General features: G+C 72.7%; 6 protein-coding genes. 5 read left to right on the top strand and 1 reads right to left on the bottom strand.

Annotated elements, in window-relative coordinates; genetic code table 11:
- Nucleotides 1-110: 110 nt before the first annotated feature.
- The 4 genes from C1N81_RS44020 to C1N81_RS44005 all read left to right on the top strand — a co-directional run bounded on the left by C1N81_RS44020 (nt 111) and on the right by C1N81_RS44005 (nt 13,459).
- Nucleotides 111-8,108: an amino acid adenylation domain-containing protein gene (locus C1N81_RS44020; protein WP_394437524.1), complete on the top strand. Its 7,998-nt coding sequence runs from the start codon at nt 111-113 to the stop codon at nt 8,106-8,108.
- Complete coding sequence (locus C1N81_RS44015; RefSeq protein ID WP_394437522.1) at nt 8,105-11,977, top strand: non-ribosomal peptide synthetase; 3,873 nt, start codon at nt 8,105-8,107, stop codon at nt 11,975-11,977. The genes C1N81_RS44020 and C1N81_RS44015 overlap by 4 nt, the downstream gene beginning before the upstream one ends.
- On the top strand, nt 11,974-12,324 hold the full coding sequence (locus C1N81_RS44010) for a nuclear transport factor 2 family protein (RefSeq protein WP_394437520.1): 351 nt from the start codon (nt 11,974-11,976) through the stop codon (nt 12,322-12,324). Before C1N81_RS44015 ends, C1N81_RS44010 begins: the two co-directional genes overlap by 4 nt.
- 73 nt (nt 12,325-12,397) lie before the next feature.
- Entirely contained in the window at nt 12,398-13,459 is a 1,062-nt protein-coding gene (locus C1N81_RS44005; RefSeq protein ID WP_394437519.1) for a branched-chain amino acid aminotransferase, read from the top strand.
- Nucleotides 13,460-13,513: 54 nt separating this feature from the next.
- On the opposite strand, the gene C1N81_RS44000 is transcribed toward C1N81_RS44005, so the two are convergent.
- Nucleotides 13,514-14,806 carry an MFS transporter gene (locus C1N81_RS44000; protein ID WP_394437517.1) on the bottom strand — a complete coding sequence of 431 codons (1,293 nt, stop codon included), beginning with the start codon at nt 14,804-14,806 and terminating at the stop codon, nt 13,514-13,516.
- Between the two features lie 215 nt (nt 14,807-15,021).
- Here C1N81_RS44000 and C1N81_RS43995 point away from each other — a divergent pair, with 215 nt between their 5' ends.
- Nucleotides 15,022-15,156, top strand: a complete 135-nt coding sequence (locus C1N81_RS43995; protein ID WP_394437515.1) for a hypothetical protein — start codon at nt 15,022-15,024, stop codon at nt 15,154-15,156.
- The last annotated feature ends 137 nt before the right edge of the window (nt 15,157-15,293 follow it).

The raw sequence follows: 15,293 nt of genomic DNA, 5'->3' as shown, positions 1-15,293 counted from the left end.
TCCACGACACGGTTGAGGAGTGAAATGCGTTGAGCAGGTCACAGCAAGCCGAAGCGACGGACAGGGAAGGCCTGGGGAGGGAGAGTGCGGAGGACGGCGGTGCGCGGGACGTGTGTGTCCACGAGCTGTTCGCCCGCAGGGCCGCCGAGGCCCCGTCCGCGACCGCTCTGGTCTGCGGCGACAGCCGGGTCTCCTACGGTGAACTGGACCGGCGCGCCAACCGGCTCGCCCACCACCTCATCGACGACGGGGTGACTCCGGGCGACGTGGTCGGTGTCTGTCTGCCCCGGAGCACGGACCTCGTCGTCTCGGTGCTCGCCACGCTCAAGGCCGGTGCCGCCTACACCATGCTCGACGTGCGTTTTCCGGCGCGGCGGTTGACCTCTGTGGCGGCGGACGCCGGAGTCCGCGTCGTGCTGACCGCGCCGGACGGTCCGTTCTCGGGGCCGCGGTGGTCCACCGTGGACCCCTCGCTGCCGACCGTACTCGCCCGTCCCGGCACGGCGCCCGACGTCACGGCGGACGCGGAGGACGTCGCCTGCGTCATGTTCACCTCGGGGTCGACGGGCGCTCCCAAGGGCGTGATCACCCCTCACCGGGCGTTGACCGCGACCCTCACCGGCCAGACGTTCATCGGCGACGACGCGGACCAGGTGTGGCTGCAGTGCTCCCCCGTCTCATGGGACGCCTTCGCCCTGGAACTGTTCGGACCGCTCCTGCACGGCGCCACCTGCGTGCTGCAGCCCGGTGACGTCACCGATCCCGCGCTCGTCACCGAACTGGTCGCCGCGCACGGCATCACCACGGTCCACGTGTCGGCCAGCCTGCTCAACCACCTCCTGGACGAGCGACCGGAAACCTTCGACCACGTCACCCACGTGATGACGGGCGGCGAGGCCGCGTCCCCGCGCCACGTCAGGACGCTGCTGCGGCGGCGGCCGGACCTGTGCCTGACCAACGGCTACTCGCCCGTCGAGAGCACCGTGTTCACCCTCACCCACCGCATCCGCCTCTCCGACGACCCCGTCCCCGTCGGCCGGCCTTTGCGAGGCAAGTCCGTCCACCTCCTCGGCCCCGACCTGAGGCCGGTCGCGGAGGGTGAGACGGGAGAGATCTACATGTCGGGCAGCGGCCTGGCCCACGGCTACGCGGGCCGGCCCGGGCTGACGTCCTCGCGCTTCCTCGCCGCGCCGGGCGGTGGCCGCATGTACCGTACGGGCGATCTCGGGCGCCTTCGGGACGGGGTCCTCGAATTCCTCGGCCGGAGCGACGACCAGATCAAGATCCGGGGTTTCCGCGTCGAGCCCGCCGAGGTACAGGCCGCCCTCACCACGCACCCGGCCGTACGCCAGGCCGCGGTCACGGCGTGGAAGGCCGCACGGGGCGACCACCGGCTCGCCGCATACGTGGTGGGGGACGCTCTGCCCGCGCCGGAGGAGATACGCGCCCATGTCGCCCAGTTGCTGCCGGAGCATCTGGTCCCGTCGGCAGTGGTTCCGCTCGGCGCCCTGCCGCTGACCTCCAACGGCAAACTCGACCGTGCCGCGCTGCCCGCACCGGCCCTGACGACCGGGGCGGGAGGTGCCGCGGCGAACGCGACCGAAGGGGCGCTGTGCGGGCTGTACGCGACGCTGCTCGGCGTCCCCGACATCGGCGCCGAGGACGACTTCCTGGCCCTGGGCGGGCACTCCCTGCTGGTGGCCACCCTGATCAGCAAGGTCCGTTCGGTACTGGGTGTCGAACTGCGGGTGGCGGACGTCTTCGCGGCTCGCACACCGCGCGCGCTGGCGACGGCCGTCGGCAAGGCTCGAGCGGCCCGGCCCGCCCTGGTGCCGGGCGACCGGCCGGCGCACCCGCCTCTGTCGCGGGCACAGTCCCGGCTGTGGTTCCTCGACCAGGTCGAGGGCGGCGCCACGTACACCATCCCGATCGCGCTGCGGATGCGCGGGGCGGTCGACACCGACGCCCTTCGCGGAGCGCTTCACGACCTGACGCATCGTCACGAGGTGTTGCGCACCGTCTTCCCGCTCGTCGACGAGGTGCCCGTGCAACGCGTGCTGGACCACGTCGACGTGGCCTGGAGCGTCGCCGACGTACCGGAGGACGACCTCGACGCCCGGATCAGGCTGCTGGCCTCGCACCCCTTCGACCTGTCCCGGCAGCCGCCGTTGCGGGGCCACCTGCTGAGCGTCGCGCCCGACGACCACGTCCTGCTGATCGTCGTGCATCACATCGCCGGTGACGGCTGGTCGTCTGCCCCGCTGCTGCGAGACCTCGGCGCCGCCTACCGGGCCCGGACCGGCGGCGGCCCGGCCAACTGGCCCGATCTGCCGGTCCAGTACGCGGACTACGCCCTGTGGGAGCGGACGGCCCTGGGCGCTCCGGACGATCCGGGCAGCGTCCTGGCCGGGCAGGACGCCTACTGGCGGTCCGCCCTGGCAGGGCTGCCGGCGCAGGCCACCGTGCCCACCGACCGGCCCCGGCCCGCCGTCCGCGGGACACACGGCGACGCCGTCCCCTTCGTCCTCGACGCGGCCGCGCACGAGAAGCTGCGACACCTGGCCCGGGCCACGGGAACCACCATGTTCATGGTGCTGCACGCCGCGGTCGTGGCGGTGCTCGGCCGGCTGGGCGCGGGCACCGACATCCCGCTGGGCACCCCCGTCGCCGGCCGCACCGACGAAGCCCTCGACCACCTCGTCGGCTTCTTCGTCAACACCCTCGTCCTGCGCACCGACACCAGCGACAACCCCACCTTCCGCGACCTCCTCACCCGCGTCCGAGACACCGACCTCACCGCCTACGACCACCAAGACCTCCCCTTCGACCACCTCGTCCACGCCCTCAACCCCGACCGCACCCTCTCCCACCACCCCCTCTTCCAAATCATGCTCGTCCTCCAGAACACCCCGCCCGCCTCCCCGGACCTGCCCGGGGTGCGCACCGAGCACCGGGTGGTCGATCTGGACGTGGCCAAGTTCGACCTGACCTTCGACCTGGCCGAGACACCCGACGGCGTCACCGGCACCGTCAAGTACGCGACGGAGCTGTACGACCGGACGACCGCCGAACGCATCTCGCGGCTGCTCTCCCGTGCACTGGCCGTCTTCGCCGACCACCCGGACGCGACGGTCGAGCGGGCGGCACTGCTCACCACAGCGGAGCAAAAAGAGCTGCTGGCGGCGGGAGAGGGCGGTACCGGTGCCGCGCGGTCCCCCCGTACCCTGCACCACGTCGTCGCCGAGCAGGCGCTGCGTGCACCTGACGCCACCGCCCTCATCACGGGTGCACACCGGATGACCTACGGCGAACTCGACGCCCGCGCAAACCAGTTGGCGCATCACCTCATCGACGCGGGCGTGCGTCCCGGGGAGCTGACGGGCATCCTGCTCGAACGGGACCGCCCTCTCGTCGTCGCCGTGCTGGCCGTACTCAAGGCGGGCGCCGCCTACGCCATGCTGGACCCGCGGCTGCCCCGGGCGCGGCTCGAGGCACTCATCGCGGAAGGCGACATCGCCCACGTCCTCACCGGGGCCGCCCTGCCGCTGCCCGGCGGGGTGCGCGTGGACGACGACGCCGTCGCGCACCGACCTCGTACCGCGCCCGGGGTGACGGTCCGTCCCGGCGATGTCGCCTGCGCGATGTTCACCTCCGGGTCCACCGGCCGGCCCAAGGGCGTCCTCACCCCGCACGAGGCGCTGTGGCGCACCCTGACCGGCCAGACCTACGCCGCCTTCGGTCCCGACGAGACGTGGCTGCAGTGCTCCCCCGTCTCCTGGGACGCCTTCGCCCTCGAACTGTTCGGGCCGCTGCTGCACGGTGGCGCGTGTGTCCTGCACCCCGGGCACCTGACCGACCCCGCCCGGGTGGCCGAGCTGGTCGTACGGCACCGGGTCACCACTGTGCACTTCTCGGCGAGCCTGCTGAACCACCTCGTCGACGAGCACGCTCATCTCTTCGACGAGGTGAGGCAGGTGATGACCGGCGGTGAACCGGCGTCTCCCCCACACGTGGCGAAGCTCCTCGCCCGCCAGCCCGGGCTGCGGATCGTCAACGGCTACTCGCCGGTCGAGAACACGGTTTTCACGCTCACCCACACCATCACCCCGGACGACACCGCCGGCGGCGTCCCGGTGGGGCGTCCGCTGCGGGACAAGTCGGTGTACGTCCTCGACCGCTTCCTCGCCCCGGTACCGGTCGGCGTACCCGGCGAGATCTACATGTCGGGCCCCGGGCTGGCGCAGGGGTACCTGCACCGAACGGGCCTGACAGCCGAACGCTTCGTGGCCTGCCCGTTCGAACCGGGACGACGTATGTACCGCACGGGCGACCTCGGCCGGTGGCGGCCGGACGGTGCGGTGGAGTACCTCGGGCGCACCGACGACCAGGTCAAGATCCGTGGTTTTCGCATCGAACCCGCGGAGGTCGGCGCCGCCCTCGGGAGCCACCCCGCGGTACGCCAGAGCGCCGTCGTCGTCCGCGAGGACCCGCCGGGCGACAAGACGCTCGTCGCCTACGTCGTCCCCGCCGGCCGGCTGTCCACCGCCGAGCTGCGAAATCATGCCGCGGAACACCTTCCGGAACACCTGCGGCCCGGCGCCTACGTCATGCTCGACGCGCTGCCGCTCACCGGCAACGGCAAACTCGACCGCGCGGCACTGCCCGCGCCCACCCTGGACGCGTCATCGGCGCAGGCCCCCCGCACCCCCCGGGAGGAGATCCTGCGAGGCCTGTTCGCGCAGGTGCTCGACCTTCCCGACGTGGGTGGCGACGACGACTTCTTCGCGATCGGCGGCCATTCGCTGCTCGCCGCCAAACTCGTCAACCGGATCAGGGCGGCACTGGGCTGCGAGCTGAGCATCCAGGACCTGTTCAGCCGCCGGACGCCCAGCGCCCTCGACGACGTCCTCGACGCGGGCGCCCCGGTCCGCCCCGCGCTAGAACCGGGCGAGCGTCCGGCCCGCGTGCCGCTGTCGCCCGCGCAGTCCCGGCTGTGGTTCCTCGACCGTACCGAGGGCGGGACGGACACCTACAACGTGCAGTTCGCCGTCGAGGTCACCGGCGCGGTGGACGCCGACGCCCTCGGGGCCGCGGTGACCGACACGGCCGTCCGCCAGGAGGCTCTGCGCACGGTGTACCCCGCTCACGAGGGAACGCCGTACCAGCACGTGCTGCCCGCCGCCGAACTGACGGGCGTCTTCGCCGCGCACCCCGTCGCACGGGCTGACCTCACCTCGGTGGTCGCCGCCGAGGCGCGGCACCGGTTCGACCTCGCCGAGGAGCCGCCCCTGCGCGTCCGGCTGCTGAGCACCGGTGCCCACGAGCACCTGTTGCTGGTGACGCTCCATCACATCGCGGGCGACGGCTGGTCGTTGCGGCCCCTCCTGGACGACATCGGCGCCGCCTACGCCGCACGGCTGACCGGCGCGCCCCCGCGGTGGGAGCCGCTCCCCGTGCAGTACGCCGACTACACCCGGTGGCAGCGCACCGTGCTGGGCAGCGGTGACGACCCCGGCTCCGTGCTGTCCACCCAGCTCGCGTACTGGCGCGAGCGGCTGGCGGGACTGCCGCAGGAGGTGACCCTGCCCCCCGACCGGCCGCGGCCCGCCCGTCCCAGCCACCGCGGCGCGTGCCTGCCGGTGCGCGTGCCCACGGAGGTGTACTCGGGGGTGACGGGACTGGCCAGGGAGCTCGGGGCCACCCCGTTCATGGTGGTCCAGGCGGCGTTCGCGGCCCTGCTCGGCCGGCTGGGCGCGGGCACCGACATCCCGCTGGGCACCCCCGTCGCCGGCCGCACCGACGAAGCCCTCGACCACCTCGTCGGCTTCTTCGTCAACACCCTCGTCCTGCGCACCGACACCAGCGACAACCCCACCTTCCGCGACCTCCTCACCCGCGTCCGCGACACCGACCTCACCGCCTACGACCACCAGGACCTCCCCTTCGACCACCTCGTCCACGCCCTCAACCCCGACCGCACCCTCTCCCACCACCCCCTCTTCCAGATCATGCTCGTCCTGCAGAACAACGCCGCGGCGTCCGCGGACCTCACCGGGACGCGTTGTGTTCCCGTACCCGTTCCCCATGAGGTGGCGAAGTTCGATCTGACCCTGTCGCTGCACGAGAGCGAGGGCGCTCTGGCCGGTTATCTGGAGTACGCCACCGACCTGTTCGACCGCGGCACCGCCGAGCGGACCGTGGAGCGGTTCGAGCGGCTGCTGGCCGCGTCGGTGGCCCGCCCGGACGAGCCGATCGGCTCCTACGAACTCATGGCGTCCGCGGAACGCCTCGACGTCACGACCCGGTGGACGGGCCGGGACCGCGCCCCTGTGGCACGCGGTCTGCACGAACTGGTGGCCGAGCACGCCGCCCTGCGCCCGCAGGCCACCGCGCTGCGCTGCGAGGACCGTCAGGTCACCTACGGACAGCTGGTGACCAGGGCCAACCGGCTCGCCCACCATCTGATCGACTGCGGCGTGGGGCCCGGTGACGTCGTCGGTGTCCTGCTCGAACGCGACGAGGAGACGGCCGTGGCCGTGCTCGGTGTGCTGAGCACCGGCGCCGCCTACACCATGCTCGACCCCCGCTTCCCCGCACCGCACCTCGCCGATGTCCTCAAGCGATGCGGCACCGATGTCGTCATCAGCACAAGGGCGCTCGCCGCGGGCGTGCCGGCGGCCCGTACTGTGCTGGTGGACGCCGATGCCGCGTCGATCGCGCGCGCGTCCGGACAGGCCCCGCGGGTGCCGGTCTCGCCCGAGGACACGGCGTGTGTAATGTTCACGTCCGGCTCGACGGGCACGGCGAAAGGCGTCGTCACACCCCACCGCGCGCTCGTCGGAACCCTCACCGGACAGGACTGGACCGACTTCGACGCGGACCGCGTGTGGTTGCAGTGCTCTCCGGTCTCCTGGGACGCCTTCGCCCTCGAACTCTTCGGCCCCCTCCTGCACGGCGCCACCTGTGTCCTGCAGCCGGGGCACCTCACCGACCCGGGCCTGGTCGCCCAACTGTTGACCGAACACGGCGTCACCACGGCGCACTTCTCCGCGAGCCTGCTCAACCACCTCGTCGACGAACACGCCGACGCGTTCGCCACCGTGCGTTCGGTCCTCACCGGCGGCGAGGCGGCCTCGGTGGCACATGTCCGCGCCCTGCTGCGGCACCATCCCCACCTGCGCCTCACCAACGGCTACTCGCCGGTCGAGAACACGATCTTCACCCTGACCCATGACATCCCCCCGGACGCGGCGAGCGTCCCGGTGGGCAGGCCGGTGCCCGGCAAACGGGCCTGGGTGCTCGGGCCCGATCTGCGCCCGGTGCCGCCGGGCGTCGCGGGCGAGATCTACATGGGCGGCCCGGGCCTGGCCCACGGCTACCTCGCACAACCCGGGCTCACCGCCCAGCGGTTCGTGGCGGCGCCCGACGGGAAGCGGATGTACCGCACCGGGGACCTCGGCAGGTGGCGTGCGGACGGAGCCGTCGAGTACCTCGGCCGCACGGACGACCAGGTCAAGATCCGCGGTTTCCGTGTCGAACCCGGCGCGATCCAGGCCGCCTTGAGCGGCCACCCGCTGGTCCGGCGCTGTGCCGTCGTGGTCCGTGAGGACAGGCCGGGCGACAAACGTCTCGTCGGGTACGTCGTGCCCGAGACCACCGCGGACCTGGATCCCGCCTCGCTGCGGACACACATGGAGCACCGGCTGCCCGAACACCTGCGTCCCGGCGCCTATGTCCTGCTCGACCAGTTGCCGATCAACGCCAACGGCAAGCTCGACCGCGCGGCCCTGCCCGTGCCGGACCAGGACGGCCGTCCCCCGTCCGGCCGCCCGCCCCGCACCCGGGAGGAGAAGGCGCTCTGCGCACTCTTCGACGAACTGCTCGGAACGCGCGGCGCGGGGCTCGACGAGAGCTTCTTCGCCCTCGGCGGCCATTCACTGCTCGTCAGCCGGCTGGTCAACCGGGTCCGGTCCGTGCTCGGGACGGAGCTCTCGATCAAGACGGTGTTCGAGAACCCGACCGTGGCCACCCTGGCCGCACGGCTCACCGACGGCCCTCGGGCCCGCCCCGCTCTCAGGCGCCGCGCCAGCCGGGAGGAGACACGATGACGACGTCCACCCGGACCACACCACTCTCACCAGCCGTCGAGGCCGCTCCGCTCTCCTTCAGCCAGCAGCGCCTGTGGTTCCTGGAACGCGCCACGCCGGGCCCCGCCTACAACATCCCGGTCGTCGTGGGCCTGCGCGGGGAACTGTCGCACGACGCGCTCCGTGCCGCCCTCACCGACGTGGTCACCCGGCACGAAGTGTTGCGCACCGCCTACCCCGAGGAGGACGGCGCCCCCTGCCAGCGCATCATGCCCCCGGCGGCGGTGCCGCTGCCGGTGATCGCCGTGGACGACCCCGAGGCGGCGCTGGAGAGGGCGGCCCGGCACCTCTTCGACCTGACGCAGGCCCCTCCCCTGCGCGCCACCCTGTTCCGCGTGAACGACACGGACCAGCACCTGCTGCTCGTCCTCGTCCACCACATCACCGGCGACGGATGGTCGGTCGAGCCGCTCCTGCGGGACCTCGCCACGGCGTACACCGCCCGGCTCGCCGGGCGCGCGCCGCACTATCCAGAACTGGCCGTGCAGTACGCGGACTACACGTACTGGCAACAGGACCTGCTGGGCCGTCCCGAAGACCCCGACAGCCTCGTCTCCCGCCAACTGGACTACTGGAAGCGGGCCTTGGCGGGGTCGCCGGAGGAGTGCGGGTTCCCCGCCGACCGGCCGCGTCCCGTCCGCTTCGACCAGCGCGGCGCCAGTGTCCCGGAGTCACTGAACGCGGTCGAGCACCGGGCCCTGCTCGATCTGGCCGCCCGGACAGGATCGACCCTGTTCATGATCGTGCACGCGGCCGTCGTGGCGCTGCTGACCCGTATGGGCGCCGGCACCGACCTCCCGGTGGGCACGGTCGTCGCCGGACGTGACGACGAGGCGCTGGAGGACCTGGTCGGCTTCTTCGTCAACACCTTGGTGCTGCGCGCGGACGCCTCGGGCGATCCGTCGTTCACCGAGCTCCTCGACCGGGTCCGGGCCGTGGGCCTCGACGCCTACGCGCACCAGGACGTCCCCTTCGAACAGGTCGTGGAAGCGGTCAACCCGGCGCGGACCCCGGGCCGCCACCCGCTGTTCCAGGTGATGCTCGTCCTGACGACCCGGACCGGGGATCCGCCCGCCTGGCCCGGCCTCCGGACGGAGCTGCACCACCAGGGCAACGGCTGCGCGAAGTTCGACACCACGATCGGCGTCCAGGAGTCCCGTACCGCCGCGGGCGACCCCCTCGGTCTCCAGCTCTCCTGGGAGTACGCGACCGCCCGCTACGACGCGGCGACCGCCGAACTCCTCTGCGGACGCCTGGCACACCTGCTCCGCCAGGTCGCCCGCGACCCGGACCGGCGGCTGAGTCACCTCGTCGCGCCCGACGGCCACGAGTCCGCGACGCTGTCACCGGACCCGGCGGAGCGGAACGTCCGCGCGGGGTGTCTGCACGACCTCGTCACCGAACAGTGCGCGCGGACACCGACCGCGACCGCGCTCCTGTACGAAGGCCGTCGGACCACGTACGCCGAACTGGAGGACCACGCCGACCGCATCGCGCAGCACCTCGCCACCGGCCCCGGTGACGTGGTCGCCCTCCATCTCGACCGCGGGCCCGACCTCGTGGCGGCGCTCCTGGGCGTCCTGAAGACCGGCGCCTGCTACACGCTGCTCGACACCGGGTTCCCCGCCGGGCGGCTGCGCACGGTCCTGGACCGGACCGGCATCCGGACGGTCGTCGGGACGGCCGCATCGGCGGAGGTGCTCGGCCGGGCCTGCGTCGACCTCGCGTCGGTGCCCGACACACCCGCACCGCCCGCGCGGCCCGTCGCACGCCCGGAAGATCCCGCGGTCGTCATGTTCACCTCCGGCTCCACGGGCGCCCCGAAGGGAGTGGTCACCTCCCACCGCGCCATCAGCACGACCCTGACCGGGCAGGACTACGCGCCCTTCGGACCCGGCGAAACCTGGCTGCAGAGTGCACCGGTGTCCTGGGACGCCTTCGGCACCCAGCTGTTCGGACCGCTGCTGCACGGCGGTACCTGCGTGCTGTACCCGGGCACGCACCTCGACCCAGCGGTCATCGCCACCCTCGTGACCGAGCACGAGGTCACCGTCTTCGACGCGTCGGCAAGCCTGTTCAACCACGTCCTGGACGAGTATCCCGTCGTCTTCGCCACCGTCCGGTGCGCGATGACCGGCGGCGAACCGGCTTCCGCCGCGCACACCTCCCACGCGCGGCGCGCGTTCCCCGAGGTGCGGCTGGTCAACGGCTACGGCCCCGTGGAGAGCACCGGTTTCAGCACCGTCCACGAGGTGACGTCGGTCGACGGCCCCCGCATCCCCATCGGCCGACCGCTCCCCGGCAAAGGCGCCCACGTCCTCGACGAGCGGCTGCGCCCCGTGCCGCCCGGCGGAACCGGCGAGCTGTACCTGACCGGCAGCGGCCTGGCACTCGGCTACCTCGGCGCCTCCGCCGCGACCGCCGAACGCTTCGTCGCCGATCCGTACGGATCACCGGGCGCCCGGATGTACCGCACCGGGGACATCGTCCGGTGGCGCCCCGACCACACCCTCGACTACCTAGGCCGCGCGGACGCGCAGGTCAAGGTGCGCGGGTTCCGAGTGGAGCCGGGGGAGATCGAGGCGGTGCTCGCCACACACCCCCAGGTCGCCCGGTGCGCCGTCACGGTGCGCGAGGACCGCGCGGGGGACAGAAGGCTCGTCGCCTACGCCGCCTGCGGCGAGGGCACTGCGCCTGGCGCCACGGAGCTGCGCGCCCATCTCGCCGCCCGGCTCCCCGACCATCTCGTGCCGGCCGCCGTCGTGCCCCTGGACACCCTGCCGTACACGGCGAACGGCAAGCTGGACCGCAACGCACTGCCCGCCCCCGCGGACGAGCCGGACCGTGGCAGCGCGCCCAGCAGCCCGCACGAGGCGACACTGTGCCGACTCTTCGGCGAAGTCCTAGGAAGGTCCGGGCCGGTCGGTGCCGACGCCGGTTTCTTCGACCTCGGCGGGCACTCCCTGCTGGCGATCCGGCTGATGTCCCGGATCGAGACACACTTCGGCACACGTATCGGCGTGACGACACTGTTCGAGGCACCCACACCGGCCGCACTCGCCTCCCGGCTGCTCAGCGGCTCCCCCGCCGACCGGGCGCCGTCCGTCCTGCTGCCGCTGCGCACCGACGGCACACGGCCACCGCTGTTCTGCGTCCATCCGGCGGCCGGGGTCGGATCCGTCTACGCGGGGCTGCTGCCCCATCTGCCCGACCGTCCGGTGTACGGGCTCCAGGCTCGCACCCTGGTCACCGCCGACCGCGCACCGGCCACGATCGGGGAGATGGCGAACGACTACCTCGCCGAGATCCGCGCCGTCCAGCCCGCCGGGCCCTACCACCTGCTGGGCTGGTCGTTCGGGGCGGCAGTCGCGCACGCGATGGCGGCCACCCTGCGAGCGGGCGGCGAAGAGGTCGCGCTTCTCGCGATGATGGACGGTTATCCGCCGCGCGCCACCGGCGAGACGTACACCGCCGACGACCCGTCCGTCCGAGCGGCCCTGCGCGAGTCCCTGGGCCACACGCCGTCCGCCGCCCGGGAGTTCGAGGAATCCCTCGGCACGGGCGCACGGCTCGCCGACGCCTTCGCCGCCAACCTGACACTCAGCTGCGCGGGCACACCGCCCCACCACCCCGGGCCCGTGCTGTTCTTCCAGGCCACCGCGGGACGAACGGACGCCACCCCGAAGCCCGACACGTGGCTGCCCCACGTCCGCGGCATGCACGTGCACCTGATCGACTGCCGGCACGGCGACATGGCCGGGCCCGGCCCGATCTCCGAGATCGGGACCGTACTCGACCGCTACCTCCAGGAAGTGGGAGACACCCGATGACCGAAGCCCTCATGCACGAGTTCTACCGGCGCGTCGACGCCGGCGACGTCCCCGGACTCGTCGCCCTGTTCACCTCGGACGCCGTCTATCACCGGCCCGGTTATCCACCGGTGCACGGCCGCTCGGGGATGCGCCACTTCTACACCCACACCCGCAAGATCCGGGAGGGGCGGCACGCACTCGACGCCGTGGTGGTCAGCGGCGACGAGGTCGCCGTCCGGGGATCGTTCGCGGGCGTCCTGCACGACGGCACACCCGCGAAGCACCGCTTCGCCGAGTTCTTCACCCTCGCACCGGACCGCACCATCAGCCGACGCGAGACGTTCTTCTCCGCGCCCCTCGTCTGAGCGGACCCGCTCCCCCGACCGACCGGAGGCCGCCCCTCCCCGTCCGACCGGAACCCGACCCCAGGAGACCCGCATGACCACGACCGCCGGCCGTCTCGCCCCCCAGCACACCTCCCCCGGGCACGGCGACGCCTTCACGCGCCACCTCTACACCCTGCGCTACTCCCCCCGATCGGGCTGGCACGACGCCGCCTTGCAGCCCATGGACCACCTCTCGCTCCATCCGGCCACCATAGGGCTCCACTACGGTCAGGTGATCTTCGAGGGTATGAAGGCGTTCCGGCAGGCGGACGACTCCATGGCCGTCTTCCGTCCCTGGGAGAACGCCGCCCGCTTCCGGCGATCGGCCGCCCGGCTCGCCATGCCCGAGCTGCCCGAGGACCTGTTCGTCGGAGGCGTCGACCAGGTGATCGCCGCCGACCAGGACGAGCTGACCCACCATCCGGACCACAGTCTGTACGTGCGTCCGCTGATGTTCGGTACCGACGTGAACCTGATGCTGCGCCCTTCCGAGGAGTACCTGTTCCTGGTGCTCGCGTTCGTCGCCGGCGGGTTCTTCGGCGACGAGGTGCGCCCGGTGTCGGTGCAGATCTGCCGCACCCAGAGCCGCGCCATGCCGGACGGCACCGGCGACGTCAAGTGCGCCGCGAACTACGGCCCTTCCTTCGTCGCGCAGCGCAGGGCTCAGGACGCCGGCTGCCAGCAGGTGGTGTGGCTCGACTCCACCGAACGACGGTGGGTCGAGGAGATGGGCGGCATGAACCTCTTCTTCGTCCGACAGCACGACCGGGACGTCGAGGTGATCACGACACCGCTGACCGGCACCCTGCTGCCCGGCGTGACACGCGACTCCCTCCTGCGGATCGCCGCGCGGCTGGGGCACCGGGTCACCGAACGCCCCGTCTCGGTGGACGAATGGCGCACCGGATGCGCCAACGGTGACATCACCGAGGTCTTCGCGTGCGGCACCGCGGCGGTCGTCACCCCCGTCGGCTCCGTGAGCGACACGGACGGCGACTGGACGGTGGGCGACGGTGGCACGGGACCGGTCACCCGTCAGCTGCGCCAAACCCTCGTCGACCTTCAGCACGGCCGCATCCCCGACGTGGACAACTGGATGCACCACGTGCGGTGAAGCGCACCTCCGCTCGCGAGGCGGGGTGCCGTGCCGGGCGCCCCGCGCGGGCCCTCACCGGGTCGGCGGCTTGTCCGCCCTCAGGCGCTGTCGCCGCACCGGGCCGGCCGCTGTGGCGATCGCCGCGCACACCGTGGCGAGACCGGCGAGCGCGATGGCCGCACCGACGCCGGTGAGTTCGGCGACGGTTCCGAAGACCACCGGGCCGATGCCCTGTACGGACATCAGCCCCGCCGTGAGCAGCCCGAACGCCTGTCCGCGGCACGCCTCGGGAACAGCTTCGACGAAGGCGCGCTGAAGCCCCAGGGCGTACGCGAAACCCACTCCGGTGACCAGCAGAAGCATGGCGCACACCACCAAGGGCGGGTCCAGCGCGAAACCCGTCAACGGCAGCCCGAGAACCACCACCAGGGGTCCGGCCAGCCGTTCACGGACGGCGGGCCGCAGCAGGCGGCCGACGGCCAGGTCTCCGGCGAGCATGCCGACCGGCAGGCAGGCGAGCAGTACACCGGCGGCACCGTCGGGCATCCGGCGGCCCTCCGCGAAAGGGACCACCAGGCCCTCGGCTCCGGCGACGCAGAACGGCGGCAGCCACTGGGCGAGAAGCAGCGCCCGGACCCTTCGATCGCCGAGCAGGCCCATGCCACCGGACCAACTGTCCCGCAGCACCGATCCGCGCCCGCGCCGCGGCTTCGGCTCCGCGGCCCCTTCCCGTACGGACAGGTCGGGGAGCCGCACACGGACGGCGACCGCGGCGGCGAGGTACACGGCCGAGCTCACCAGCAGCGCGTTCCCCGGGCCCAGGAACGCGACCGCGGCGCCGCCGACGGCCAGGCCGAGCAGTTGGGCCAAGGACGCGCAGACGTTGAGCAGCGAGCGACCCAGGACGTACGCGTCCCCGGTGAGGGTGTCGGCGACGAGCCGGTTGGCCGCGCCGGTGGAGACAGGGGTCAGCGCGGCCACCGTGGCGACGAGCACCAGGACAGCCGTCACCGGCAAGTCGACCGTGCCCAGGATCGCGGCCGCTCCGCACTGCATCACATGACCGGCGACGAGCAGCCCGCGCGGCCGCATCCGGTCGGCGAGCGAACCGAGGGCCAGGGACCCCACGAGCTGCGGCAGGAAGCCGGCGCCGAACGTCACCGCGCTCAGCAGGGGCGAACCAGTGGCCGCGAACACGAGCACCGACAGAGTCAGGACGCGCAGCGCGTCGGCGGTCACCGTCAGCGCCCGGGTGGCCAGCAGCAACCGGAAGCGCCTGTCGGCCAGTACGTGCCCGTACGTGGTGCGGTCCGTCCCGTGCCCGTACGTGGTGCCGTCTGTCCCGGTGGAGTGGTCGGAGGTCACCGGCAGGAGTCTGCTGGACGGACCGGAAGGGGGACAACCCGCCTCACTGGAATCCCAGCTGGCTCACCGTCACCGCTGGTACCCGGGACAAGATTCGGGACAACGGCCCCATCAGGGCGGGACGATCACATCGGAGAATGAGCGAAGCCGGACGGAACGCACGGCGGCCCACCCGGCTCGCTCCATGTCCCCACCGACGACCGAAGGGCTTGACCATGCTCGTGGACACCATCGAGACCCCCGTCCTGGCTCCTGAGGCATACCTCGACGACGATGCCTCGGCCGTCGCCGTCGACGCTCCTGAGGAGCGCGCCTGGCTGCCGTCCTACCAGGCGGCCCTGACCGCCTGATCCGCGGCGCCCCGGGCTGGACGCCGGAGCCGGAGGGCCCGGCGTCCGTCGCGGCCCGGCCCGGCGCCCCGGCGGCCCCGCCCCTTCCCCACGCCGCTGCGCACACCCCTCCACCGCTCCCGGCGGACGGGCGCCCC

This window comes from Streptomyces sp. SGAir0957 (assembly GCF_043523415.1).
This window is presented reverse-complemented; position numbering and strand designations above follow the sequence as displayed.